General features: G+C 72.6%; 24 protein-coding genes. 15 read left to right on the forward strand and 9 right to left on the reverse strand.

The annotated features are described in order from the left end of the window. Nucleotides 1-19: 19 nt before the first annotated feature. The 5 genes from P2H44_RS14515 to P2H44_RS14535 form a co-directional block, all read right to left on the reverse strand. The gene (locus tag P2H44_RS14515) at nucleotides 20-1033 is read right to left on the reverse strand and encodes an alpha/beta fold hydrolase (RefSeq protein WP_275764500.1); all 1014 of its coding nucleotides are present in this window, start codon (nucleotides 1031-1033) and stop codon (nucleotides 20-22) included. A gap of 108 nt (nucleotides 1034-1141) precedes the next feature. Next, nucleotides 1142-1924, reverse strand: coding sequence for a helix-turn-helix domain-containing protein (locus P2H44_RS14520; RefSeq protein WP_275764501.1), 783 nt, complete (start codon nucleotides 1922-1924; stop codon nucleotides 1142-1144). A gap of 133 nt (nucleotides 1925-2057) precedes the next feature. Continuing rightward, entirely contained in the window at nucleotides 2058-2945 is an 888-nt protein-coding gene (locus P2H44_RS14525; protein WP_275764502.1) for a proline iminopeptidase-family hydrolase, read from the reverse strand. A 21-nt stretch (nucleotides 2946-2966) separates the two neighbouring features. Then, nucleotides 2967-4274, reverse strand: coding sequence for an aspartate aminotransferase family protein (locus P2H44_RS14530; RefSeq protein WP_275764504.1), 1308 nt, complete (start codon nucleotides 4272-4274; stop codon nucleotides 2967-2969). Between the two features lie 11 nt (nucleotides 4275-4285). Continuing rightward, complete coding sequence (locus tag P2H44_RS14535; protein WP_275764506.1) at nucleotides 4286-5281, reverse strand: phosphotransferase enzyme family protein; 996 nt, start codon at nucleotides 5279-5281, stop codon at nucleotides 4286-4288. 138 nt (nucleotides 5282-5419) lie between these two features. On the opposite strand from P2H44_RS14535, the gene fabG reads away from it, so the two are divergent. The 6 genes from fabG (at nucleotide 5420) to P2H44_RS14565 (ending at nucleotide 12698) form a co-directional block, all read left to right on the forward strand. Continuing rightward, entirely contained in the window at nucleotides 5420-6193 is a 774-nt protein-coding gene (gene fabG, locus P2H44_RS14540; protein WP_275764508.1) for a 3-oxoacyl-ACP reductase FabG, read from the forward strand. A gap of 261 nt (nucleotides 6194-6454) precedes the next feature. Beyond that, nucleotides 6455-8392 (forward strand): primary-amine oxidase, encoded by a 1938-nt coding sequence (locus tag P2H44_RS14545; RefSeq protein ID WP_275764509.1) that lies wholly within the window; start codon nucleotides 6455-6457, stop codon nucleotides 8390-8392. Nucleotides 8393-8541: 149 nt separating this feature from the next. Next, nucleotides 8542-9804: an ABC transporter substrate-binding protein gene (locus tag P2H44_RS14550; protein ID WP_275764510.1), complete on the forward strand. Its 1263-nt coding sequence runs from the start codon at nucleotides 8542-8544 to the stop codon at nucleotides 9802-9804. Between the two features lie 113 nt (nucleotides 9805-9917). After that, entirely contained in the window at nucleotides 9918-10979 is a 1062-nt protein-coding gene (locus tag P2H44_RS14555; RefSeq protein ID WP_275764511.1) for an ABC transporter ATP-binding protein, read from the forward strand. A gap of 7 nt (nucleotides 10980-10986) precedes the next feature. Next, complete coding sequence (locus P2H44_RS14560; RefSeq protein WP_275764513.1) at nucleotides 10987-11907, forward strand: ABC transporter permease; 921 nt, start codon at nucleotides 10987-10989, stop codon at nucleotides 11905-11907. Beyond that, nucleotides 11907-12698: an ABC transporter permease gene (locus tag P2H44_RS14565; RefSeq protein ID WP_275764515.1), complete on the forward strand. Its 792-nt coding sequence runs from the start codon at nucleotides 11907-11909 to the stop codon at nucleotides 12696-12698. The genes P2H44_RS14560 and P2H44_RS14565 overlap by 1 nt, the downstream gene beginning before the upstream one ends. A gap of 79 nt (nucleotides 12699-12777) precedes the next feature. Here the strand turns inward: P2H44_RS14565 and P2H44_RS14570 are convergent, their stop codons facing one another. Beyond that, entirely contained in the window at nucleotides 12778-13461 is a 684-nt protein-coding gene (locus P2H44_RS14570; RefSeq protein ID WP_275764516.1) for a TetR/AcrR family transcriptional regulator, read from the reverse strand. Between the two features lie 89 nt (nucleotides 13462-13550). Between P2H44_RS14570 and P2H44_RS14575 the strand changes: the two genes are divergently transcribed. From P2H44_RS14575 to P2H44_RS14600, 6 genes are all read left to right on the forward strand, one after another. Then, the gene (locus P2H44_RS14575; protein ID WP_275764517.1) at nucleotides 13551-15944 is read left to right on the forward strand and encodes a CaiB/BaiF CoA-transferase family protein; all 2394 of its coding nucleotides are present in this window, start codon (nucleotides 13551-13553) and stop codon (nucleotides 15942-15944) included. 360 nt (nucleotides 15945-16304) lie between these two features. Beyond that, entirely contained in the window at nucleotides 16305-17495 is a 1191-nt protein-coding gene (locus tag P2H44_RS14580) for an NADH:flavin oxidoreductase/NADH oxidase (protein ID WP_275764518.1), read from the forward strand. A gap of 80 nt (nucleotides 17496-17575) precedes the next feature. Further along, complete coding sequence (locus P2H44_RS14585) at nucleotides 17576-17932, forward strand: hypothetical protein (RefSeq protein WP_275764519.1); 357 nt, start codon at nucleotides 17576-17578, stop codon at nucleotides 17930-17932. Nucleotides 17933-18004: 72 nt separating this feature from the next. After that, entirely contained in the window at nucleotides 18005-18547 is a 543-nt protein-coding gene (locus P2H44_RS14590) for a cupredoxin domain-containing protein (protein ID WP_275764520.1), read from the forward strand. A gap of 56 nt (nucleotides 18548-18603) precedes the next feature. Next, complete coding sequence (locus tag P2H44_RS14595; RefSeq protein WP_275764522.1) at nucleotides 18604-20487, forward strand: copper resistance system multicopper oxidase; 1884 nt, start codon at nucleotides 18604-18606, stop codon at nucleotides 20485-20487. A gap of 10 nt (nucleotides 20488-20497) precedes the next feature. Then, nucleotides 20498-21187, forward strand: a complete 690-nt coding sequence (locus P2H44_RS14600) for a copper resistance protein B (protein ID WP_275764523.1) — start codon at nucleotides 20498-20500, stop codon at nucleotides 21185-21187. A 77-nt stretch (nucleotides 21188-21264) separates the two neighbouring features. Here P2H44_RS14600 and P2H44_RS14605 read toward each other — a convergent pair whose 3' ends face one another. From P2H44_RS14605 to P2H44_RS14615, 3 genes are all read right to left on the reverse strand, one after another. Beyond that, complete coding sequence (locus P2H44_RS14605; protein WP_275764524.1) at nucleotides 21265-21831, reverse strand: c-type cytochrome; 567 nt, start codon at nucleotides 21829-21831, stop codon at nucleotides 21265-21267. 49 nt (nucleotides 21832-21880) lie between these two features. After that, nucleotides 21881-22222 carry a hypothetical protein gene (locus P2H44_RS14610; protein ID WP_275764525.1) on the reverse strand — a complete coding sequence of 114 codons (342 nt, stop codon included), beginning with the start codon at nucleotides 22220-22222 and terminating at the stop codon, nucleotides 21881-21883. Between the two features lie 124 nt (nucleotides 22223-22346). Next, the gene (locus P2H44_RS14615) at nucleotides 22347-22793 is read right to left on the reverse strand and encodes an RrF2 family transcriptional regulator (protein ID WP_275764527.1); all 447 of its coding nucleotides are present in this window, start codon (nucleotides 22791-22793) and stop codon (nucleotides 22347-22349) included. 179 nt (nucleotides 22794-22972) lie between these two features. Between P2H44_RS14615 and P2H44_RS14620 the strand changes: the two genes are divergently transcribed. Genes P2H44_RS14620 through cysW form a run of 3 tightly spaced genes read left to right on the forward strand, consistent with a single transcriptional unit; the run spans nucleotide 22973 to nucleotide 25709 of the window. Continuing rightward, on the forward strand, nucleotides 22973-23983 hold the full coding sequence (locus P2H44_RS14620) for a sulfate ABC transporter substrate-binding protein (protein WP_275764529.1): 1011 nt from the start codon (nucleotides 22973-22975) through the stop codon (nucleotides 23981-23983). 3 nt (nucleotides 23984-23986) lie between these two features. Then, entirely contained in the window at nucleotides 23987-24832 is an 846-nt protein-coding gene (gene cysT / locus P2H44_RS14625) for a sulfate ABC transporter permease subunit CysT (RefSeq protein ID WP_275764530.1), read from the forward strand. Next, the gene (gene cysW / locus P2H44_RS14630) at nucleotides 24825-25709 is read left to right on the forward strand and encodes a sulfate ABC transporter permease subunit CysW (protein ID WP_275764531.1); all 885 of its coding nucleotides are present in this window, start codon (nucleotides 24825-24827) and stop codon (nucleotides 25707-25709) included. The genes cysT and cysW overlap by 8 nt, the downstream gene beginning before the upstream one ends. Nucleotides 25710-25719: the final 10 nt, after the last annotated feature.

The raw sequence follows: 25719 nt of genomic DNA on the forward strand, positions 1-25719 counted from the left end.
GAGCGGGGCGGGGGGGCGCTCAGCCCCCCAGCAGCTCCGCCACCGCCGCGCGCAGCACGGCCTCGTCCGGGGGCGAGAGCGAGGGGTTGCCCGCCCGGTGCCCCCAGTCCGAGCGGATCGGGCGCAGCTCCAGCCGCGGGGCGAGGGCGACCTCGGCCTCGTTGTCGGCGACCTGGAAGTAGAGGTCGGTGTCGCAGGGCATCAGGATCGTGCGCGCCGTGATCGCGTTCAGCGCGGCCGAAAGGTCCCCCTCGAACACCGGGTTGTCCGAGATGTCCGAGCGCAGCCACGTCTCGATCATCGACAGCAGGTCCTCGCCCTCGCGGCGCAGGAAGTTGCCCTCCCAGCCGCGGACGATCCAGTCGTCGTAGCTGGCGAAGCCCGCCTCGCGCCACATCTCGCGGCGATAGAAGGTCTGGCTGACCGCCCAGCCGGCGTAGATCCGGGCGAAGGCGCGCAGGCCCCGCAGGGGGCGGGAGACGAAGCGCCCGTCCTGGTAGGCGGCGTCCGCGGTCAGGGCGGCGCGGATCCCCTCGAGGAACACCTTGTTGTGCGGGCTGGTGCGGGCCGAGGTGCAGACCGCGCAGATCGCCGCGACCTGGTCGGGGAACAGCGCCCCCCAGTGCAGCGCCTGCTGCCCGCCCATCGACCAGCCGTAGACAAGCGCCAGCCGCTCGATCCCGAAGACCTCGGCCAGCAGGCGGCGCTGGGCGTGGACGTTGTCCCAGTGGGTGAAGACCGGCCAGCGCCCGTCGGAATAGGGCAGGGGCAGGTTGGAGGGCGAGGTCGACAGGCCGTTGCCGAACTGGTTGGGGATGACGATGAACCATCGCTCGGGGTCCAGCACCCGCCCCGGCCCCACCAGCCAGTCGACGTCGGAATGCTGCGCGCCGTAGGAGGTGGGGTAGAGGATCGCGTTCGAGCGGTCGGGCGCCAGCGTGCCGTAGGTGCGGTAGGCCAGGTGCGCCGCGGGCAGGACGAAGCCCGATTGCAGGACCGTGGGGCCCAGGTCGAAGGTCTCGTATCCGCTCATCGCGCTCTCCCGCCCGGGCCGCGCCGCCGGGCCCCTCGGCGCGGATGTTCGGGGGGCGCGGGGCGGGGGTCAAGCGCGGCGGCGCGGCCCGGGCGCAGGCGGGACGGCTCAGGCGGTGGTGCGGTCGTAGCGCTCCACCAGCCCGGCGAAATCGGTCAGGGCGGCGAGGTCGGGCAGCTCGAACCGCTCGGGGCCCAGGATCCGGATCAGGCCGCGGTCGTGGAGCTCCTCCAGCAGGGGGTCGAGGGTCGGGGCCGGCAGGTCCACCAGGTCCGCCACGTCCGCGCGGGGCAGCGCCAGGACCAGCACGCCGCCGCCCTCGCGCCGCGGGGTCCAGGGCTGGAAATCCGTCGCCGCGGCGAGGAAGGCGGCCAGGCGCGCGGCCGGCGGCTCGACCGCCAGCAGGCCCGCGAGGCGGCGCACCCGCTCCAGCTCCTCCTGCGCCTGCACCAGGCTCGCGCGGCGCAGGCCGGGATCGGCGGCGCGCAGACGCTCGTAGGCCTCGGTCTCGACCCGGCAGATGCGCACCTCGGTCGCGGCCTCCAGCTCTGCGCCGCCCGCGCGCAGGGGCTCGATCAGCTGGCCGGGCGTGACCAGGCCCACCACCCGCCGGCGCCCGTCGCGCCCGCGCCGCACCCGGCGCAGCCAGCCCTCGGCCAGAACGCCGGCGCAGACCGGACGCGCCTCCGGCGCGCCGGAGATCCCGCCCGCGATCTCGCCGGGGGGCGCGGCGACGGTGACCATGCATTCCGCCAGGCTCGCCAGCGTCGCGGGGGGGACCTTGCCGCACACGCCCCCGACCCGCGCGCCGCAGACGGCGCAGGGCGGATGGCCGGCAAGGCCCCCCGATCGCGGCCCGGCGGTCGACGCGGACGGCTCCGGGTCGGCCATTCGGCTCTCCTCCACGATGGGTTCAGGGGGCTCACAGTCGCGAGGTTCGCGGGTTTCGCATTGATATCGATCAAGCCGCCGTCGGGGCGTGCGCGCCTTCACGAACATGCGATCCCCCCGCCCGCCGTCCCGCTCAGGCCGAGGCGGATTTCAGGAAGCCGGCGACGCGGGCGAAATAGGCCTCCGGCTCCTCGTAGAACGGGCAGTGGGCGCTGTTGGGGAACACCTCCAGCTCGGCGCCCGGAATGGCCTTCGCCAGGCGCAGGGCGCAGGCGGGCGTCATCTCGTCATGGGCGCCGCACAGGACCAGCGCCGGAGCGTCGAAGCCGCCCAGCTCCGCCAGCCGGTTCCAGGTCGACAGGTTGCCGATGTAGTGGAACTCGTTGGGCCCCTGCACCTCCATGTAGGGGGCCATGTTCCAGTCGGCGACCGAGGCGGTCATCGCCTCGGGCCACACGTCCAGCCGGCACATGTGGCGCCAGGTCAGCAGGGTGATGGCGGCCTCGTACTCCGGGTGGTCGTACTGGCCCAGGGCCTCGCGCCGCTGCATCATGCGCACCGTCTCGATCCCCAGCCCGTCGCGCAGGCGGTTCAGCTCCGAGACCAGGTGCGGGATGTCGCCGGCGGTGTCGGCGAGGGTCAGGCTCTTCAGCCGGCCCGGGAAGGTCACGGCGAACTCCATCCCCAGCCAGCCGCCCCAGGAATGGCCCAGCAGGTGCGGCCGCTCGAGGTCGAGCGCCCGCAAAACCTGGTCCACCTCGGTCGCGAAGCGCGCCACCGTCCACAGCGCCGGGTCCGTCGGCCGGTCCGAGGCGCCGGTGCCGAGCTGGTCGTAGCTCACCACCCGGAACCCCTGATCCACCAGGCGCAGGTGCGGCTCCGCGAGGTAGCGGCACGGCAGGCCCGGCCCGCCCGAGAGCAGGACCACCGGCTCCCCCTCGCCCCAGGAATAGGCGACCACCTCGTGCCCGGTGTCGAGCGTGATGCGCGTGGTCGCGTCGGGGGCGGCGAAGTCGGGCATGGGCAGGTCCTTCCGGGGGGATCAGGGCGCCTCGGCGAGCGCGTCGGCCAGCGCCTCGACGAAACGCGTCGCCTCGGCGTCGGAGAGGATCAGCGGCGGGCGCAGCTTCAGCGTCTCGCCGTAGCGCCCCGCGGCGCCGATCAGCACGCGCCGGCGGCCGAGCCCGGCCAGGACCTCGCGCACCAGCGCCCCGTCCGGGGCCCCGTCGCGCCCCAGCGCCACGCCCAGGAACAGGCCCGCGCCGCGCACCGCGGCGATGCGCGGATCGCGCGCGGCCAGCGCCTCGAGATCCGCCTTCAGCCGGGCGCCCGCGGCGGCGGAGCGGGCGACGAGCCCCTCCGCGCGGATCGTCTCGATCACCGCGAGCCCCGCCGCCGCGGCCACCGGGTTGGCGCCGAAGGTGTTGAAATAGCCGAAGTCCTCGACGAAGCGGGAGAGGATCTCGGGCCGCGTGACCGTGCCCGCCATGGGGAAGCCGTTGCCCATCGGCTTGCCCATTGTGACGATGTCGGGGGCGAGGCCGTGCCGCTCGAACCCCCACATCACGCCGGTGCGCCCGAAGCCCGGCTGAACCTCGTCGGCGATCAGCAGGCCGCCGGCGGCGTGCACCGCGTCCTGAGCCGCCTTCAGGAAGCCCGACGGATCGGCGTGCACCCCGTCGGAGGAGAAGATCGAGTCCCAGATCATCCCCGCGAAGCCGTGGCCCGACGCCTCCAGCTCCGCCGCGGCCTCCGCCACCGCGGCCGCGAAGCCGCCCGCCAGATCCTCGCCGTAGACCGCCGGGTCGGGGGCAGGGACGGCGCGCACCCGGGGGGAGCCCGCGCCGCGCTTGTAGGCGCTGGGCGAGATCTCGGTCGTGGCGGCGGTGTTGCCGTGATAGGCGGTCTCGGTCACCACGAAGCCGCGCCGGCCGGTCCAGGTCTCGGCCAGCCGCAGGGCGAGGTCGTTGGCCTCGGAGCCGGAGCACGACAGCACCACGTTCGACAGCTCCGCCGGCAGCGTGGCCTTCAGCGCCTCCATGTAGCGGTCCACGATCTCGACCAGGTAGCGGCTGTTGATGTTCAGCCGCCCGATCTGCTCGGACACCGCCTCGACCACCGCCGGGTGGCAATGTCCCAGCGAGGGGACGTTATTGTAGAAATCGAGGTACCGCGCCCCGTCCCGGTCGGTCATCCACGCGCCGCGGCCCGAGACCATCTCGACCGGCTTGTCGTAGAACAGGACCGCCGCCGCCCCCATGTTCGCCAGCCGCCGGGCCAGCAGCGGGTCGTCCCCCGCCTCGCCCGAGAAGGCGTTCATCGACAGGATGGCGCGGGGCTCGGCGGTCATCGGCGGTCTCCTCAGGCCTCGACGAGGCGGCGTTCGGCGAGCTCGACCGTCCCGGCGGAGAAGCCCTGCGCGGCCAGCTCCTGCGCGGTCGGCGTCTCGGCGTGGGAGGCGATCCAGGCGGTCAGCAGCATCCGGCGCAGCAGGATCATGTCGGGCAGGATCTCGGCCGCCTCGGGGGGCAGGGGGGCGACGTCGGCGTAGCCCTCCAGCCAGGCGGCGGCGAGGTCGGAGATGTAGGGCTCCGTCTCCAGGAAGGAGATCGCGGCGGCGAAGTCGTAGGCGAACCAGCCGAAGCCGCAGTCGTCGAAGTCGATCACCCCCAGCCGGCCGTCCTTCTCCAGCAGGTTGGCGAGCCGCAGGTCCGCGTGGATCAGCCCGAAGCGGTCCGCCCCCTGCCCGTAGTCCGCGAGCCGCTTGCGCAGCCGCTGGGAGGCGCGCTCGAGGATCGCGCGGCCCTCGGCGTCGAGCCCCTCGGCCGCGCGCCAGTCGCCCCAGTGCATCACCGGGCCGATCGTCGTCTCCCAGGTCCAGGACTTGCGCACGAAGCCGGGGGGCGGGGTCCAGTCCTGCACGTGGGCGTGCAGGCGCGCGCTGATCGCGCCCAGGTCGCGGAAGCCGGGGACGAGGCCCTCGCCGGCCTCGGGCTCCTCGCCCTCCATCCACTCGAAGGCGACGGCGTGCCGGGTCTCGCCCTCATGGGCGAAGGTGGCGACCTTGCCGCCGCCGGCCACCGGCAGCAGGGCGGGGGTGGCGACCACCTCGGCCTCGCGCAGCGCCTCGGTCCAGGCGATCTCCGAGGCGATCTCGGCGGGCGTGTGGTAGGCGGGGCGGTGGACGCGCACCACCACCGGCGCCGGCGCCTCGGGGTCGTCGAGCCGGAAGGTCGCGTTCTCCGAGATGTTCAGCAGCCGCGCGCGCGTCGCCGGCGACAGGCCCCACCGCGGGGCCAGCGCCTCGGCATGGGCGCGCAGATCCTCCAGAAACGCCTCGGTGTAGAGCCCCGTCATTCGCCGCCGTCCTTCGTGTCGTCCTCGCGCGTCCGGACCTGCAAGCAGGGCGCCAGACGCCGCGACGCTAGCCAGCGATTGTGCATGGCACAAGAATTGCGGGGCGGTCCCTTGCAATGCAGCGAAGGAGGCGAGGTCGTGCTGACATCGATCGAAGGGCGCGCGGTGGTGGTGACCGGGGCGTCGAAGGGCATCGGCAAGGGGATCGCGAAGGTCTTCGCCGAACGGGGCGCGAAGGTGATGCTGGCCGCCCGCGGCGCCGAGGCGCTGGAGGCGACGGCGCAGGAGCTGCGGGCCGGCGGCGCCACGGTCGCGACCCATGTCTGCGACGTCTCGGACTGGGCGGCGGTGCAGGGGCTGGTGGCCGCCACGCTCGACGCCTTCGGCCGCCTCGACGTGATGTGCGCCAACGCCGGCGTCTTTCCGCAGACCAGCCTCGCCGAGATGAGCCCCGAGGACTGGGACGGCGTGATGGCCACCAACCTGCGCAGCGCCTTCCTGTGCACCAAGGCGGTCCTGCCGGTGTTCGAGAAGGCGGGGACCGGCCGCGTGGTGCTGACCTCCTCGATCACCGGGCCGATCACCGGCTTTCCGGGGTGGTCGCACTACGGCGCCTCGAAGGCCGGGCAGCTCGGCTTCCTGCGCACCGCGGCGATCGAGCTCGCGAAGGTCGGGGCCACGATCAACGCGGTGCTGCCGGGCAACGTGATGACCGAGGGGCTGGACGGGCTGGGCGAGGACTACCTCGCCACCATGGCCGCCTCGATCCCGCTCAGGAAGATCGGCTCGGTCGCCGACATCGGGCACGCGGCGCTGTTCTTCGCCTCGGACGAGGCCGGCTACGTCACCGGCCAGACGCTGGTGGTCGACGGCGGCCAGATCCTGCCCGAATCGCTCGAGGCGCTGGAGTAGCGCCGCGGGCGACCCCCGCCGGGGCGCGGCCGCCGCGGCGGCGCCGCGCTCCGGCAGGGTTGGCGCCTGCTTTGCGGGCATGGCCGAAAATTGCTGCGCGAAATTTGTTCAGACAAACGGGTTGCGCCTATTTTTTGTCGACAGTCGGCCGGCGGCAGGCGCAGCCTTCGCAAGCGCAACACGCCGGAGCCCGTCGCGCCCCGGTTCAGCCCCATGGAGACCCTTGCGCCGCGAGCGACGGCGCATCTGCCGAGGATGGACATGAACAAGCCCGAACACCCCATCGCCGCCGACCACGCGCCGACCCATCCTCTGGAGCCCCTGACCGAGACCGAGATCGCCTACGCCGCCCAGCTGGTGCGCGAGGCCCGCAAGACCGACGCCCTGCGCTTCGAGATGATCGAGCTCAAGGAGCCCTCGAAGAAGAAGGTCCGCGCCTTCGAGCCGGGCGACGACTTCCCCCGCGAGGCGAGGGTCAACGTGTTCGAGATGGGCAAGATCGGCGTGTGGAAATACGTCGTCTCCCTCTCCCGCGGGAAGATCCTGTCCGAGACCTTCATCGAGGGCGCCCGGCCGATGATCATGGCCGAGGAGTTCCTCCAGATCGAAGCCACGGTGAAGGAGAACCCCGAGTTCCAGGCCGCCTGCGCCAAGCGCGGGATCGAGGACGTCTCCCTCGTCTGCGTCGACCCCTGGTCCGCCGGCAACTTCGGCGTCGAGGACGAGGAGGGCAAGCACGTCGCCCACACCTTCTGCTGGGTGAAGTCAGGCCCCTACGACAACCTCTACGCCCACCCGATCGAGGGCCTGAACCCCGTCGTCGACATCAAGAAGATGGAGGTCATCCGCATCGACGACTACGGCGTCCGCGAGGTGCCGAAGGAGGACGTGAACTACGAGGCGCAGTTCCAGGACGGCTTCCGCAAGGACCTCAAGCCCATCGACGTGGTCCAGCCCGAGGGCGTCAGCTTCGACATGGACGGCCGGCGCATCACCTGGGCCGACTGGGACATGGTCATCGGCTTCAACGGCCGCGAGGGGCTGACGCTGCATGACGTGAAGCTCGACGGCCGGCCCGCCTTCTACCGCCTGTCGATCGCCGAGATGGTGGTCCCCTACGGCTCGCCGGCCAAGCAGCACGCGCGCAAGAACGTCTTCGACATCGGCGAATACGGGCTGGGGAAACTGGCGAACTCGCTGGAGCTCGGCTGCGACTGCCTCGGCGCCATCCAGTACCTCGACGGCTACGTCTCGGGCATCGACGGGTCCCCAGAGAAGATCAAGAACGCCATCTGCATCCACGAGGAGGACGACGGCGTCCTGTGGAAGCACTGGGATTTCCGCACCGACCGCACCGAGGTCCGGCGCGCCCGCAAGCTGGTGATCTCCTCGATCTCCACGGTGGGGAACTACGAGTACGCCTCCTACTGGTATTTCATGCTCGACGGCACCATCGAGTTCGAGATGAAGGCCACCGGCATCATCAACACCGTGGGCTGCGAGCCGGGGAACCCCGGCAAGTACGGGACCGAGGTCGCCCCCGGCGTGCTCGGCCAGATCCACCAGCACACCTTCTGCGCGCGCATCGACCTCGCGGTGGACGGCGACGCGTGCACCGTCACCGAATGCGACACCATCGCCCCGCCGATGGGCCCCGAGAACCCCTACGGCAACGCCTTCTACATCCAGGAGACGCCGATCACCGCCGAGGGCGGCCGCAAGCGCGCGCCGGAGAAGGAGCGCTACTGGAAGTTCGTCTCCGCCGAGGGGCGCAACCGCATGGGCCGGCCCACCGCCTTCAAGCTGGAGCCGGTGCACTCGATCACGCCCTTCAACAAGCCCGAGGGCCCGTCGGGCAAGCGCATGCCCTTCATCTACAACGACCTGTGGGTGACCGCCTACGACCCGGAGGAGCGCTTCCCCGCCGGCGAGTTCATGAACCACTCCGACGGGACCGACGGGCTGCCGAAATACGTCGCCCGCCAGCGCCCGGTGGAAGGCGCCGACATCGTCGCCTGGCACGTCTTCGGCCTGCACCACATGCCCCGGCTCGAGGACTTCCCCGTGCAGCCGGTGGTCAAGACCGGCTTCAAGCTGATGCCCAACGGCTTCTTCGACATCAACCCGGCCCTGAACATGCCGCCCGAGAAGAACGAGGCGAGCACGCACGCCGGATGCTGCGGGGTCGCGGCCGAGTGAGGCCGGCCCCGCGGGGGTGAGGCGGCCGCGAGGCCGCGGGATGAGCGAGGCGCTCCGGCGGCCGTGGGGACGGTCGGCGGGGCGCGACCAGGGACGGATCGGGGATGCAGCCCCGGCCGAAGACCGACCAGACAGGGAAACTCCACCGCATGAACAAGAACCAGTTCCTGCCCCCGTTCCGGGGTCCGTCGCGCCGCACCGTCCTCGCGGGCCTGGGGGCCGGCTTCGCCGCGTCGCTCGCCGGCGGTCGCGTGAAGGCGGGCCCGGGCGCCACCTACGCCGACGACCTGTGGGCCAAGACCGTGGACGAGCTGAAGGGCGGCGACTTCCGCAAGACCCTGAACATCCACGCCTGGGAAGGCTACACCGAGGAGCCTGTGCTGGACCCGTTCGCCAAGGCGGTCGGCGCGGACGTGAACCCGCAGATGCTGATCTCGGACCCCTCGGCGGTGAACAACCTGCGCTCGGGCGGCACCTCGACCTGGGACCTGATCAACCTCAACAACGCCTGGCAGCGCAAGATCCTCTACCCCAACCAGCTGATCACGCCGCTCGACGTCGAGAAGTTCAAGCCGCTCTACGAGATGAACGTCCCCGAGTTCGCCTGGCCCTACAAGTGGGCGATGGCCGACGACGGCGCGCTGCTGGGCATGATCCAGCGCTACGGCCCCTCGGGCGTGGCGATCAACTCCTCGATGATCGACGCCTCCGAGATCGAGGACGGCGGCTACGCCGGCCTGATCGACGGGCACGCGGGCGAATACGGCATCCTCGACTACGAGAACTGGGTCATCATGCACGCCTGCATGGCCGCCGGCTTCTCCCCCTTCCGCAAGCACACGGAAGAGGAGATGGCGGCCTATGAGGAGATGATCTTCAAGGTGATGAAGAACGCCAAGAAGATCTCCGCCGACGCCGCTGCGCTGGCGCGCGACATGATCACCGGCGAGATCGTGGGCTGCTTCCCCGGCTCGCTCTACTCCGTCTCCGCCGCGCGCATGGAGGGCATGTCCGAGATCACCTGCGTCCTGCCCAAGGAAGGGATCGAGGAGACCAAGACCGACGCCGACCCGATGGGCCGCTCGGGCATCATCTGGATCGAGGTCACCAGCCTCGTGAACAACCCCGACCCGACGCCGCTGGCCGAGGCCTTCCTGATCTACTGCCACACCCCCGAGGCCGCGCACCGCGTCGCCGCCGAGGCGCCGGGCACGCTGAACCCGGTGGTGCAGATGGGCGATCCCGCGGTGCTGGACCTGTTCACCGAGGACCAGCTCGCGGCGGTGATGTGGGGCTCCGACGGGGCCGAGCTGCGCACGCTCGTCGACCGCTGCATCGATTTCGACATCAACCCCGACTACGACGCGATGCACGACCTCTACACCGAGGCCAAGCGCTCCCGCGGGTTCTGATCTGCGGCGGGGGCCGGGTCGACAGCCGTCGACCCGGCCCCCGCCTCCCCTTTCCGCGCCTTCCGCGCGCACATCCTCGCGCGGGCGCCCATCACGAGACGGGAGACCGGCGCATGCCGCAGCCCATCCTGGAACGCAGCCCCATTCTCGAGCTGAAGGACGTCGACAAGATCTTCGGCGACTTCGCCGCGGTCGAGCGCGTGAACCTCTCGATCGCCGAGGGCGAGTTCTTCACCATCGTCGGGCCCTCCGGCTCGGGCAAGACCACGCTGATCCGGATGCTGGTGGGCATGGACGCCCCCACCCGCGGAGAGATCCTGCTGCGCGGCCGGCGGATCAACGAGGTCCCCGCCAACAAGCGCCCCTTCTGCATGGTGTTCCAGTCGCTGGCGCTGTTCCCCCACATGACCGTGGGCGAGAACGTGGCCTATTCCCTCAAGTGCCGCGGCGTCGGCAAGAAGGAGCGGCGCGAGCGCGCGACCGAGTGCCTGGCGCTCGCCCACCTTCCCGCTTCCTACTACGACCGGGCCGTGACCAAGTGCTCGGGCGGCGAGAAGCAGCGCGTGGCGCTGGCCCGGGCGTTGGCCTACGACCCGGAGATCCTGTTCTTCGACGAGCCGCTCTCGGCCCTCGACTACCGCCTCCGCAAGACGCTGGAGAAGGAGCTGAAGGACATCCAGCGCGAGACGGGCAAGACCTTCATCTACATCACCCACTCCCTCGAGGAGGCGATGGTGATGTCCGACCGCATCGGGGTGATGCGCGACGGGCGGCTGGCCCAGGTCGGCTCGCCCCGCGAGGTCTACGACCGCCCCAGGACGCGCTTCGTCTCCGAGTTCTTCGGCGAGGTGAACGCCTTCCCCGTGGTCGCGAAGGACGGCCGGCTGTGGTGCGATCCGCTCAACATGGCCTTCGACCCGCCCCCCGACGCGCCCGCGGGCTTCGCCAAGGGCGCGCTGATCGTGCGGCCCGAGCATCTGCGCTTCGACCCCGCCGCGCCCAACCCGATCCGGGGGGAGCTGTTCAACGAGTACCTGCTGGGCTCCCGCGTGCAGTACCAGGTGCGCGCCGGCTCGACGACGCTGCTGGTCGAGGGCATGGGCGCCACGATGCCCCCCGACCGCCAGGTGGCGCTGGCCTTCGCCCCCGAAGACAGCCTGCTGTTCGCGGAGTGAGCGGGACATGACCGACATGGCCGACGCCCTCCCCGCCTCCGCCCGCGCCGCGCCCGCCGACGCGGCGCAGGCGCCGCGCGCGTCCTGGCGCCCCTCGGCGGGGCTGCTCTGCGCGCTGCCGATGATCCTGCTGCTGGGGCTGGGCTTCCTCGCGCCGCTGCTGATCGTGGCGGTCTACAGCTTCATGCCGCGCGGTACGTTCTCGCTGACCGGGACGCCCACCTTCGAGAACTACGTCGACATCGTCGCGCAGAACTTCCACATCTCGTTCCTGTGGTCGATCTGGCTGGCGCTGCTGACCACGGTGATCCTGATGGCGGTCTGCTATCCGCTGGCGCTGTCGATCAAGAAGCTCTCGCCCTCGAAGGCGGTGCTGCTGACGGTGCTGATCGTGGCGCCCCTTTTCGTGGCCGAGAACATCCGCCTGCAGGGCTGGTCGCTGTTCCTCGACCGGGCGGGGCTGCTCGACGGGGGGCTGCGCGCCTGGCTGGGGATCTCCACCGGCTCGCTCACCGCCAACGTGCCGGTGGTCGTCTTCGGCATGGTCTACATCTACCTGCCCTTCATGCTGTTCCCGATGATGCTGGGGCTCGCCAACGTGCCCCCCGCGGCGGTCGAGGCCGCCCAGGACCTCGGCGCGAGCCGCTGGCAGCAGTTCCGCGACATCGAGCTGCCGCTGGCGGCCCCCGGACTGGTGATCGGGGCGCTGCTGGTCTTCGTGATCTCGCTGGGCGCGTTCTCCGAGTCCAAGTTCCTCGGCAAGGGCGTGATCGTCACCGTCTCCGAGGACATCGAGAGCGCCTTCACCTTCGGCCAGAACTGGCCGCGCGGCTCGGCCCTGTCGGTGCTGGTGATCGCGCTGGCGGGCGGGGCGGCGTTCCTGGCGCTGCGCCGGCTCGATCTCGACTCGATGCTGGGGAAGAAGTGATGGAGCGGCGCTCGATCCCCGACCGCCTCCGCTCGGTCTGGCTGTGGGCGGTGGTGGTGGTCCTGTACCTTCCGCTGGTGGCGGTGGGCCTCGCTTCCTTGTCCGAGAGCCGGTTCTTCCTGTTCCCGATCCGCAAGTATTCGCTGAAGTGGTACGAGGAGAGCTTCGCCTCCCTCCAGATCCGCGACGCGCTGTGGACCTCGGTGGCGCTGGCGGCCGTGGTGGGGGTGATCGCGACCCTGCTGGCGGTGTTCGGCGCGCTCGCCTACGCGCGCCACGACTGGAAGGGGAAGGCCTGGTACCAGCAGATCGTGCTGGCCCCGATCTTCTTCCCCCAGTCGGTGCTCGGCCTCGCGCTGCAGCTGTGGTTCAACACGCTGGGCTTCGAGATGACCTGGCACGCCTCGGTCTTCGCGCACCTGGTGTGGATCGCGCCCATCGTGACGATGGTGGTGGCGATCCAGGCCTACGGCTACGACGCCTCGGTCGAGGAGGCGGCGCGGGATCTCGGGGCCACCCGCTGGATGGTGTTCCGCGACATCACCTTCCCGCTGCTGTGGCCGGGCGTGTTCTCGGGGATGCTGTTCGCGGTGCTGCTCAGCTGGGGGAACTTCCCGCTGTCGTATTTCACCTCCGGCGCCGACGTGACGGTGCCCGAGTGGCTCTACGGCAAGATGATCGGCGGCTACACGCCCATGGTCCCGGCGCTGGGCTTCCTGAGCGTGCTGGCGGGCGGGCTGGTGCTGTCCATCGGCCTGATGATCCAGGCCCGGCTGTCGCGCGAGCGCTGATCGCCGGGGCGGCGGGGCCGAGGCGCCGCCGCCCCTCCGCGTCTCGGTCAGACGCCGCGCGCAAGGCGAGCGCGGCGCGTCAGCCTCGCGGGGCCAGGGCGCGTTCCAGCAGGTCGACCAGCTCGGCGCAGAAGGCCTCGGCCTCCGGGCCGGTCATCTCGCGCGGGGTGGTCTCGATCCGCGCGAAGCGGGAGGCGATGGGTCCCATGATCAGCAGCACCGCCAGGCTCTTGCGGATGCCGGGGTCCATCTCGCCCCGCTCCTGCGCGCGGGCCAGCATGCGGAACATCGGCCGCGCGGCGCGGGTGAGGAAGGGCAGGGCCATCTCGCGGAACTCGGACGACAGCATCCCGTCCACCTGGGCGTGCAGGGCCACCGCGCCGCGGTTGTCCCGGTAGCGGCCGACCGCCATCGCCACCAGCGCCTCGAGGTCGCCGCGCAGGGAGCCCTCGTCGATCTCCTCGATCGCCTCCCAGCGGCGCTCGAACGTGTCGCGCAGGATGTCGCGCTTGTCGGACCAGCGCGCGTAGATCGCGGCCTTGCCGACGCCCGCATGCCGGGCGATCCGCTCGATCGAGAAGCCGGACCAGCCGGTTTCGGCGTAGACGTGCATCGCCGCGTCGTAGACCCTGTCCTCCAGCGCCGCGTCCCGCGGGCGACCCGCGCCGGGCCGCCGGCCGCGCGCCGCCGCCTCGGCGGCGCCCGCCCCGGCGCCCTCGCCGTCGCCCGCCGAGACCGGGTCGCCGGATCGCGGGTCTTGCATGGCGTCGGCTCCTGTGCCTTTTTCGGACGAAGGTCGTCCGCAAACATGGTCTCCAGAAGCCAGACTGCGACAGCCGGGGAGACGCCGCAATGACCGCCGAAGGGACCGGCCCGCTGCAGGGCCTCGAGGTTCTCGACTTCCTCGCCGGGCCGATGGCCTCGATCGGCCGCGCGCTGGCCGACCTGGGCGCGTGCGTGACCCGGATCGAGCCGCCGGGCGGCCAGCCCGACCGGCCCGCGCCGGGGGACGATCCGCGCCGCGGCCTCGCCTTCGCCGTGCGCAACGCGGGCAAGGGCTCGGCCCTGCACGACCCGCAGGACGCGGGCGACCGCGCGCGGCTGGCCGAACGGCTGTCCCGCGCCCACGCGGTGCTGCTCGACCTCGGCCCCGACGCGCGGCTGCGGCTCGACCCGCAGGCGCTGCGCGCGCGGCATCCGGGGCTGGTGGTGGTCTGCCTCTCCGACTTCGGGATGACGCCGGGCTTCGCCGACTGGCGCGCCGCGGATCCGGTGATGCACGCGCTCTCGGGGTCGCTGTCGCGCTCCGGGATCGAGGGGGCGCCGCCGCTGGTGCCGCCCGGGCGCATCGCCGAGGGGGCGGCCGCCTCCCAGGCGTTGATGCTGACGCTGGTCGCGCTCTACGCCCGGATGCGGCGGGGCGAGGGGGCGCTGCTGGACGTGGCCCTGGTGGACGGGGCGGCGCTGGCGCTGGACCCGGTCTTCGGCATCGCCGGCGCCGCGGGCGTCGCCGCGGTGCAGGGCCTGTCGCTGACGGACATCCCGCGCGCCCGGCCGCCGGTCGGGGCCTTCTACCCGATCCTGCCCTGCGCCGACGGCCGGGTGCGGATCTGCGTGCTCTCCCCCCGCCAGTGGCGGGCGATGTTCGAGTGGATGGGCTCGCCCCCGGCCTTCGCCGACCCCCGCTTCGCCCAGACCCGGGTGCGCTTCGAGACGCCGACGATCAACGCCGCCATCGCCGCCTTCTTCGCCGACAAGACCCGCGCCGAGCTGGAGGCCGAGGGCGGCGCCCGCGGCGTGCCCGTCGGCGCGCTGCTGACCCTGGACGAGGCGCTGGCGACCGACCACGTGGCCGAACGCGGGGCGCTGACGAGCGTGCCGACGCTCGACGGCGGGACCGCGACGCTGCCCGACGGGGTGGCGGTGATCGACGGCCGCCGCGCCGGCCCCCGCGCCGGCCCGCCCGCGCCGGGCGAGGCCGCGCCCGCCGCGGCCCCCGTCCCGCCCTTCCCCGCGCCCGAGCCGGGCCGCCCCGGCGCGGGGCCGCTGGCCGGGCTGAAGGTGCTGGACCTCGGCGTGATCGTGGTGGGGGCCGAGCAGGGGCGGATCCTCGCCGATCTCGGCGCGGACGTGCTGAAGGTGGAATCCAACGCCTTTCCCGACGGAACCCGCGCCTCGATGATCGGCGTGAAGATGACCGCCAGCTTCGCCGTCGGCCATCGCAACAAGCGCGGCCTGGGCCTGAACCTGCGCGCGCCCGAGGGCCGGGCCCTGTTCCTGCGCCTCGCCGCCGAGGCCGACGTGGTGCTGTCGAACTTCAAGCCCGGCACGATGGAGAAGCTGGGTCTGGGGCCCGAGACGCTCTCCGCCGCCAATCCGCGGCTGGTGATGGTCGAGAGCTCCGCCTTCGGCGACGTCGGCCCCTGGGCGGCGCGGATGGGCTACGGGCCGCTGGTGCGGGCCAGCGCGGGCCTAACCGAGCAATGGCGCTATCCGGAGGCCGACGACGGCTTCTCGGACGCCGTGACCATCTACCCCGACCATGCCGCGGCGCGCTTCGGCCTCGCCGCCGCGCTGTCGCTGCTGATCCGCCGCCTGCGCACCGGGCGCGGGGGGCGCGCCTCGATCAGCCAGGCTGAGGTGATGTTCGCCCACCTGGAGGTCGACATCGCCCGCCGCGCCGCCGGCCTGCCCGCGCAGGCGCCCGGCGCGCCCTGGGGCGTGTTCCCCTGCGCGGGCGACGACGCCTGGTGCGCCGTGGCGGTCGAGACCGACGCCCACTGGGCCGCGCTCGCCCGCGCGCTCGACCGCCCGGACCTCGCCGAGGATCCGCGCCTCGCCGCCGCCCGGGGCCGCCTCGCCGACCCCGCCTCCGCCGAGGCGCCGCTGCGGGCCTGGCTGGCCGGGCGCTCGCCGCAGGAGGCGATGGCCGAGCTCCAGGCCGCGGGCGTCCCTGCCGGCGCCATGCTGCGCCCGGTCGACCTGCCGGAGTGGGCGGAACGGCCCGGCCGCGGCCTCTACCGCACGGCCCGCCACCCGCGGGTGGAGCTGCCCTATCTCGAGGAAGCTGCGCCGGCCCGCGTCGACGCCTGGCCCGCGCCCCCCTCCCGCCCCGCCCCGCTGGCGGGGGAGCACTCGGTCGAGGCGGTCGCCGACTGGCTGGGCCTGCCGCCCGAGGAGACCGCCCGCCTGGTGCGCGAGGGCGTGCTGGAGGTCGCCGACGCTCCGCACCCCGCCCCCGGCTGACGCCCCCCGCAAGGAGCCCCGCGCCAGGATCTCCGGATGACCCCGGAGACCCGCGCCCCCGCCCGGACGCCGCGCCGAGCCGGGGGGGCGCCGCGAGGGCGCCGGGCGCTCCAGGCGCGGGTCCGGGCCGAGGACGACGCCGGCCTCGCCGTCCCGACCGACGGCGCGGTCGCGCCTGCGGGCGCCGAGGGCGCGATCGGGCCCGCCCGCGGCGGCCGGCGCCGGCCGCGCCGACGCCCGGCCGACATGCCCGGGGCCCGCGAGTTGACAGCCGTCGACCCGCGGGCCTCTGATCGCCGCCGGCCTCGCCCGAGGACCGGCCAGACCATCGACGCACCGGCCCCGCGCCGGGGAGGACCCATGACGACGCCCCTGCTGTTCACCCCCTTCGACCTGCGCGGCGTGCGGCTGCGCAACCGCGTCGTCGTGCCCCCGATGCTGCAATACAAGGGCGAGAACGGCCTGCCCGTGGACTGGCACGCGATCAACGTCGGGCGCTTCGCCGCCGGCGGCCCGGGGCTGGTGTTCGTCGAATCCACCAAGGTCGAGCGGCGCGGCGCCGGCACCGTGGGCGACCTGCTGCTGTCCGAGGACCGTTTCATCGAGCCGATCTCCCGCCTCGCCCGGGTGATCCGCGAGAACGGCGCGGTCCCCGGCATCCAGCTCGGCCACTCCGGACGCAAGGCCCGCGGCCGCTTCCCCTGGCAGGAGCGCGGGCCGCTGGAGCGCTCGCCCGAGATCCCCGATTTCGACGAATGGGAGCCGGTCGCCCCCAGCGCCGTCCCCTTCGCCGATGGCTGGCCCGCCCCGCGCGCGCTGGAGCTGTCGGAGCTGCCCGGCCTCGTCGACGCCTGGGCCCAGGCCGCCCGCCGCGCGCACCAGGCCGGCTTCGAGGTGCTGGAGCTGCACGTCGCCCACGGCTTCCTGCTGCACTCCTTCCTCTCCCCCCACGCCAACCGGCGCGCGGACGCCTACGGCGGCTCCGAGGCCAACCGCATGCGGTTCCCGCTGGAGGTGATCGAGGCGGTGCGCGCCGTCTGGCCGCAGGACAAACCGCTGTTCCTGCGCCTGTCGATGGAGGACGACGCCGGCTGGGGGCCGGACGAGAACGTGCGCTTCGTGCGGGCGGCGAAGCCGCTGGGGGTGGACGCGATCGACTGCTCCTCGGGCGGGACCACGGACAAGCCGCCGTCGCTTCCCACCGTGAACACCTATGGCTTCCAGGTGCCCTGGGCCGCGAAGCTGCGGCGCGAGGCGGAGATCCCCACCATGGCCGTGGGCCTGATCATCCACGGCGACCAGGCCGAGCGGATCCTGCAGGACGGCGACGCCGACCTGATCGCCGTGGGCCGCGAGTTCATGCACAACCCCAACTGGGCGGTCGACGCCGCCCAGAAGCTCGGCCTCGACGGCTATGACGCGACCCCGGTGCAGTCCGGCTGGTGGCTGTCGCAACGCGCCAAGCGCGGCTTCGGCGGCAACCCCTCCACCTGGCAGACCGGCCGCGCGGCGGACGCCCCGGAGACCGGCGCCGACTCCGGGCGGGACTGAGGCCCGTGGGCGGCGCCGCGGCCGGCCCTCTCACGCGAATGGCACTTGCCGCGCGCGGCGCGAGGCCGGATGGTGGCGCCATGATCGCTGTGGCCCGCCTGCTTTCGGTCTGCCTGACTCTGCTCGCGCTGTGGTGCGCGGGCGGGGCGCCGTCGTTCGCCGGCGCCTCTGCGATGTCGGCGCCGTCCGTCGAGGCGCCGGTCCACGCCGGGCATGGGGCGCACGCCGCCCCGGCGCCCGCCGCGCCCGACGAGGCGCCGACCCGGCATCGCCATGCCGACTGCGCCATGGCGGCCAGCCATTGCGCGGCGCTGGAGCCTCCGGCGCTCGCGACGCCGGGCGCCCTGCAGACCGGAACGATGGTGCACCCGCGCCCGGTTCCGGCCGAAGTCCATGCCCGCAACCTCGGGGCCGAGCCGCCGCCTCCGCGAACCTGATCCCTCACGACGCCGACCCGCGCCCGGCCCTCGCGCCGCGCGCCCCTTCGTGATCGATCGGAGTTCTTCCTGATGACCGTCCTTTACAACGCCCGCGGCCTGGCCGCGGCGCTCCTCCTCGCATCCGCCGCGCCGGCGCTGGCCGCCGGCGGCCATGACGGCCATGGCGCGACCGCCGCGGGCAAGGCCGGCGGCTCGCCCTCGCGCACCGTCGAGGTCGTGCTGAACGACACCTTCTTCGAGCCGGAGGAGATCGACGTCGCCCCGGGCGAGACCGTGCGCTTCCGCATCCGCAACGCCGGCGCCATGGCCCACGAGTTCGGGATCGGCACGATGGAGATGCACGAGGCCCACCAGAGCGAGATGCAGATGCTCGCCGACCACGGCGTGCTGAAGCCGACCGGCATGGACATGGCCGCGGCGAAGGCGATGCAGGCCTCGATGGGCCACGGCATGCACGACATGTCCAACACCGTGCTGGTCGCGCCGGGCAAGACCGCCGAGCTGGTCTGGACCTTCCCTGCGCACATGATGGAGCCGGTGGAATTCGCCTGCGGCGTCCCCGGCCATGCCGGCGCCGGCATGGTCGGCATGTTCCACGCCCCCGGCCACTGAGCGTCCCGGCGCGGCCCCGGGGCCGCGCCGGCCCTCTCCAGACAAGGATCCTCGCGATGCGCTTCAACGCGACCCTGCGCGTCCTCGCGCTGGCGCCTGCGCTCGGCCTTCCGGCCGTCGCGGCGCTGGCCGGCGACTACGCGCTGACCATCGACCCGGTGCGGGTCGAGACCGCCGACTTCTCCCGGTCCGGCGTGGGCTTCAACGGCTCCACCGAACCCACCGTGCTGCGCTTCAAGGAGGGGGAGGAGGTCACCATCCGCGTGACCAACAACCTGGCCGAGAGCAGCTCGGTCCACTGGCACGGCATCATCCTGCCCCCGGACCAGGACGGCGTGCCCGGCATCTCCTTCCCCGGGATCGAGCCGGGCGAGACCTTCACCTACCGCTTCCCGATCGAGCAGGCGGGGACCTACTGGTTCCACTCCCACTCGCATTTCCAGGAGCCGGACGGCGCCTACGGGGCGATCGTGATCGAGCCGCGGGCGCCGGAGACCTACCGCTACGACCGCGACTACGTGGTGCAGGTCGCCGACGCCCATCCCCACCGGGGCGAGCGGATCTGGCGCAACCTCAAGGCCAGCCCCGACTACTACAACCGCGAGCAGCGGACCCTGTTCGACCTGCTCTCCGACGCCTCCGAGAAGGGGTTGGGGACCGCGCTGGCGGACCGCGCGGCCTGGGGCGACATGCGCATGATGCCCACGGACGTCGAGGACGTGCAGGGCTTCACCCCGGTGATCAACGGCAAGGACTCGGCCGCCAACTGGACCGGCGTGTTCGAGCGGGGCGAGCGGGTGCGGCTGCGGCTGATCAACTCCTCGGCGATGACCTTCTTCGACGTGCGCATTCCGGGGCTGAAGATGACGGTGGTCGCCGCCGACGGGCAGGACGTGCAGCCGGTGACGGTGGACGAACTGCGCATCGCGGTGGCCGAGACCTACGACGTCATCGTGCGCCCCACCCGCGCCGAGGCCTATCCGATCCTGTTCGAGTCCATGGGCCGCTCGGCCATGGTCCGCGGCACGCTGGCCCCGGCCGAGCTGGTGGGAACGGCCCCGGAGATCCCCGAGCTGCGCTCCTCGCCCCTGCTGACGATGGCCGACATGGGCATGATGCACGGCATGGACCATGGCGACATGGGCCACGGGGACATGGCCGGGATGGATCACGGCTCCCACACGATGCCCGACGGCTCGACCATGGCGGGCGCCGCGCATGACGAGAACGCGCAGTCCGGGGCCGAGAAGGCGATGGGCGACATGACCGACGGGACCATGGCGGGCGGCGGCGCCGGCCACGTGATGCCCGACGGCTCGACCATGGCGGGCGACAGTCACGCGGGCCACGCGATGCCCGCGGGCGCCCACAGGATGCCGGACGGGACGATGATGGGCGGCGACGCGCACGCGTCCGACCCGTTCTACGCCCCCGGCTCCGGCCTGACGCCCTCGGCGGCGGACGGCGGCAAGTTCCTCAGCTACGCGGACCTGAAGGCCGCCGCGCCCCTCTACCCCGACCGCGAGGCCACGCGGGAGGTCGAGCTGCGCCTGACCGGCAACATGGAACGCTACATGTGGTCGATCAACGGCGTGAAATACGAGGACGCGCCCCCCCTGCGCCTGCAGTACGGCGAGCGGGTGCGCTTCAAGTTCGTCAACGAGACGATGATGACCCACCCCATGCACCTGCACGGGATGTGGACGATCCTCGACAACGGCTCGGGCCAGTATGATCCGGTCAAGCACACCGTCTCGATCGCGCCGGGGACCACCGTCTACACCGAGACCGAGGTCGACGCGCCGGGCGAATGGGCCTTCCACTGCCACCTCTCCTACCACATGGAGGGCGGCATGTTCCGCAAGGTGATCGTCGAGGGCGGGCCGCAGGCCGCGTCCGCCCCCGCGGCCCCCGCGCCCGCCCATTCGCACGGAGGCTGAGATGCGCCGCATGACCCTAACCGCTGCCCTCCCGGCCGCGCTGATCGCCCTCGCCGTCCCGGCGGCGGCCGAGCCGCTCGCCTGGAACTTCAACGCCGAGCAGTTCGAGTTCCGCACCGGCGACGAGGACGTGCTGGCCTGGAGCGCGGACTTCACCGCCGGCTACGACGACCTCAAGGTCCTGATCCGTTCGGAGGCGGAGTACGGGCTGGACGAGAGCGCCTTCGAGAAGCTGGAGACGCAGGCGCGCCTCGCCACCCCGATCTCCGACTTCTGGGACGCCACCGCCGGCGTCATGGTCTCGACGCCCGAGGGGCCGGACCGGGTCTACGGCGTGATCGGCTTCCACGGCCTCGCGCCCCAGTGGTTCGAGGTGGACGCGGACGCCTACCTCTCCGACAAGCCGTTCCTGCGGGCGGAGGTGGACTACGAGGCGCTGATCACCAACCGGGTGATCCTGACCCCCTCGATCGAGGCGACGCTGCCGCTGGTGGACGACGCCGGCATCGACCGGGGCGGCTTCGCCCCGATCGTCGAGGTCGGCGCGCGGCTGAGCTACGATCTCGTGGACCGCCTGGTCTCGCCCTACGTCGGCGTCCACTACGAGCGCGCCTTCGGCGAGAGCGGCGACCGCCGCCGCGCCTCGGGCGGGGCGCGCGACGCGCTGTTCTTCGTGGCCGGCACGAAGATCCTGTTCTGAGCCGGGCGGCCTGAACACAAAGCGGGCGGCCCCTTCCGGGGCCGCCCGCGCCGTTTCAGCCTATCGAGCGGACCGCGTCACTTCTCGATGCGGAAGTCCTGGTGGCAGGCCTTGCAGGTCTGGGCCAGGTGCATGAAGGCGCCTTCCGGGGGCATGGCGGCGAGCCGCTCGGCCGACGGGCCGCCGTCTCCCATCATCGACCCCATGGCGCCGCTCGTCATGCCGCCGCCGCCCATCATGCCGGCCTGCTTCATCGCCTCCGGCCCGCGGGCATTGTCGGCGGCCTCGGCCAGCGCCTCGGCCACCGCTGCAAGCTCGTCGGCGAGGGCGGCGAACCGCTCGGGATCGCTCCAGATCGCGGGCGCGGCCTCCGAGGGCGCATGGTCGGTCCCCTTGGGGAACATCGCCACCAGCTTCTCTCCGCCTTGCGAGGCGATCACGCCGGCCTGCTCGCGCACGGCGGCGGCGTCGTAGGGCGTCGCGCCCTTCAGCATCTCGCCGATGGCCTTGGTGGCGTCGGCGATGGCCTTCATCGCCTCCATTCGCTCCTTCACCACGCCCTCGGCGCCGCCATGGGCCAGGGCGCCGGCGCCCGCCAGAATCGCGCCGCCGCAGGCGAGCGCGAGAATTCCACGTTTCATCATTCAAGGTCTCTCCAGGTGGATCTCAGGGTGGCCGCGGGTCCGCGGCCGCTCAGCCCTGCCTGGAGATCGGAGGCGGCACGCCCGGCGCCGGGGCGGCCAGCGCCCGCAGGCGCACCGGGGACGGCGGCGGCGCGAGAGGGGTTGGCGTGCGCACGGCGACGTGGCGGCTCCGCTCGGCGGCCAGGGCGGCGCAGATCCCGCCCGCGGCCGCGTGGCAGCAGGGCCACTCGTCCGCCGGGTCGCCGAGCTCCGCCGACGCGAAGGCGCGGTCGGGATCCGCGACCGACGTCGCCGGCGCCGCGCCGTGGGCGTGCGCCTCGCCGGTCGCGACGAGCAGCGCCAGCGCCGTCAGCGCCGCCGCCAGAACCATGCGCCACGCCGTCCGCGGCATCGTCCCGCTCGCCGTCATCCTTCGCCTGGGTCCCTTTCTGAGGTTCGTCGCGCCCGAGACTAGCGGGGGATCCGGCGGATGTCCCGTGACGATCGCGGCGCCGCCCGAGGGCCCGGCGCGGGGATCAGGCCGGATGCGCGGTCCGCCGCAGCAGGTCGTCGTCGGCGATGGCGTCGGCGATGGTGGCGCCGTCCAGGACCGCGCGGCTGGCGTCGGCGACGCGGGCGAAGACGCGCCGGATCTCGCAGGCCGCGTCGTCGGTGCAGCCGTCGCAGCGCCGGTAGGCGATGCGGCTCAGGCAGGGCAGGGGCGCCAGCGGCCCGTCGATCAGGCGCAGCACCTCCCCGAAGGAGATGTTGTCGGCCGGGCGCAGCAGCAGGTAGCCGCCCGCCTTGCCGCGCTTGCTGACCACGATGCCCTGGTGCTTGAGGTCCAGCAGGATCTGCTCGAGGAACTTCTTGGGGATCCCCTGCGCGTCGGCGATCTCGCCGATCTGGCGCGCTTCGCCCGGCGCGGCCCGCGCCAGTTCGATCAGCGCGCGCAGCGCATACTGGGCCTTCTGGGAGATCATCGTGCCACGGCGGCCGGAACCGCCCTTTCTCGACGCGGGGAAGGAGGTTTCCCGATAGCCCGGATGCGTCGCCGAGACAAGGCGGGAGCGGGGAGTCCAGGCTCCGGAGAACTCTCTTCTTGATTAAGTATACCTATCAGGTAGTGATTAAGGTGTTTCGAGTCGCAAGGAGACGCCCCATGGCCCTGATCCGATCCCTACGCCCCCTGGCCTTCGCCCTCGCGCTCGGGGCTGCGCCCGCCATGGCGCAGACCACGCTGCTCAACGTCAGCTACGATCCGACCCGGGAGTTCTACGCCGAGCTGAACCCCGCCTTCGCCGCCGACTGGAAGCGAAAGACCGGCGAGGAAGTCGAGATTAGGATGTCGCACGGCGGCTCCGGCAAGCAGGCCCGCTCGGTCATCGACGGGCTGCCGGCGGACGTGGTCTCGCTGGCGATCTCGGTGGACATCGACGCCATCGCGGAGCGGACCGGCAAGATCCCCGCCGACTGGCGGGAGCGCCTGCCCGACGCCTCGAGCCCCTACACCTCGACCATCGTGTTCCTGGTGCGGAAGGGGAACCCCAAGGGGATCGCGGACTGGGACGACCTCGCGCGCGAGGACGTGGCCGTGATCACCCCCAATCCCAAGACCTCGGGCGGGGCGCGGTGGAACTATCTCGCGGCCTGGATCTGGGCGCAGCGGGAATTCGCCGGCGACGCGGCGAACGTCGAGGCCTACGTCGCCTCGCTCTTCCGCAACGTGCCGGTGCTGGACACGGGCGCGCGCGGCGCGACCCTGACCTTCACCCAGCGCGGCATCGGCGACGTGCTGCTGGCCTGGGAGAACGAGGCGTATCTTTCGCTCGACGAGCTGGGCGCGGACGCGTTCGAGATCGTGGTGCCCTCGATCTCGATCCTGGCCGAGCCGCCGGTCGCGCTCGTCGCCGCCAACGCCGAGGCGAACGGCACGACGCAGACGGCGCAGGCCTACCTCGACTTCCTCTATTCCGAGACCGGCCAGAAGCTGGCCGCCAGGCACCACTACCGCCCGGCGAAGCCCGAACTGGCGGACCCCGAGCACATGCGCCTGTTCCCGGAGGTGGAGCGGGTGCGGGTCGAGGACGTCTTCGGCTCCTGGGCGCAGGCGCAGAAGACCCATTTCGCCGACGGCGGCGTCTTCGACCGCCTCTACCGGCCGGGGAACTGAGCCATGGCGCTGGCGCTTCCCGCGATCCGGCGGCCCAGCGTCATCCCGGGCTTCGGGCTGACGCTGGGCTTCACGATCCTCTACCTGTCGCTGGTGGTGCTGATCCCGCTGTCGGGCGTGGTCTGGCGCACGGCGGACCTGGGCTGGGAGGCGTTCCTCCGCCTCGCCACGGACGAGCGCACGCTGGCGGCGCTGAAGATCTCCTTCGGCTGCGCGCTGGCGGCGGCGGCGATCAACGTGGCGTTCGGCGCGCTCGTCGCCTGGGTGCTGGTGCGCTACCGCTTTCCCGGGCGGCCGCTGCTGGACGCGATGGTGGACCTGCCCTTCGCCCTGCCGACCGCGGTGGCCGGCATCGCGCTGACCGCGCTCTACGCCCCCGACGGCTGGATCGGCGCGCCTCTGGCGGCGCTGGGGCTGAAGATCGCCTGGACGCCGCTGGGCATCGTCGTGGCGCTGGTCTTCGTGGGCCTGCCCTTCGTGGTTCGCACCGTGCAGCCGGTGATGGAGGAGATCGAGCGCGAGATCGAGGAGGCCTCGGCCACGCTCGGCGCCTCCCGCGCGCGGACGGTGTTCCGGGTGCTGGCGCCCTCGCTCTCGCCCGCGCTGCTGACCGGCTTCGCGCTCGCCTTCGCGCGGGGGGTGGGGGAGTACGGCTCGGTGATCTTCATCGCCGGGAACCTGCCGTATCGCTCCGAGGTCGCGCCCCTGCTGATCGTGATCCGGCTCGAGGAATTCAACTACGCCGCCGCCACCGCCGTCGCCGCGCTGATGCTCGCGATCTCGTTCGCGATGCTGCTGGCGATCAACTCGCTCCAGGCCTGGAGCCGTCGGAGATACGGTCATGGTTGACATCGCCCGCAGCCTGTTCTTCCCCGCCTGGCCCGGCGCCGGGCCGGCCGACTGCACCGACGAGAGGCCGGGCGTCCGCGCGGGCCTGATCGCAGCCTCGGTGCTGTTCCTGGCGCTGTTCCTGCTCGCCCCGCTGGTCGCGGTCTTCGCGCAGGCGCTCTCGGCCGGGGTCGGCGCCTGGGTCGCGGCGCTGACCGAGCCGGACGCGCTGTCGGCCATCCGCCTGACCCTGCTGGTCGCCGCCGTCGCCGTGCCCCTGAACTGCGTGTTCGGGCTGGCCGCGGCCTGGGCGGTCGCCAAGCACGAGTTCCGCGGCAAGGCGCTGCTGATCTCGCTGATCGACCTGCCGTTCTCGGTCTCGCCGGTGATCGCGGGGCTGATCTACGTGCTGCTGCTCGGGGCGGGATCGGCGCTGGGACCGTGGCTGGCCTCGCAAGGGGTGCAGGTGCTGTTCGCCGTGCCGGGCATCGTGCTGGCCACCGTCTTCGTCACCGTGCCGTTCGTCGCGCGCGAGCTGATCCCGCTGATGCAGGCCCAGGGCACGACCGAGGAGGAGGCGGCGCTGTCGCTCGGCGCCTCGGGCTGGCGGACCTTCGCGCGGGTGACGCTGCCCAACGTGCGCTGGGGCCTGCTCTACGGCGTGCTCCTGTGCAACGCCCGGGCGATGGGGGAGTTCGGGGCGGTCTCGGTCGTCTCGGGCCACATCCGCGGCCTGACCAACACCATGCCGCTGCATGTCGAGATCCTCTACAACGAATACAGCTTCCAGGCCGCCTTCGCCGTGGCCTCCCTGCTGGCGCTGCTGGCGCTGGTCACCCTGGTTCTGAAGACGGCCCTCGAAGCCCGCCTCGGCGGCGCTTCCGGCCGCGCGCGCTGAGGAGGCGATC

Source organism: Albimonas marina (genome assembly GCF_029223255.1).
Lineage (GTDB): Bacteria > Pseudomonadota > Alphaproteobacteria > Rhodobacterales > Rhodobacteraceae > Albimonas.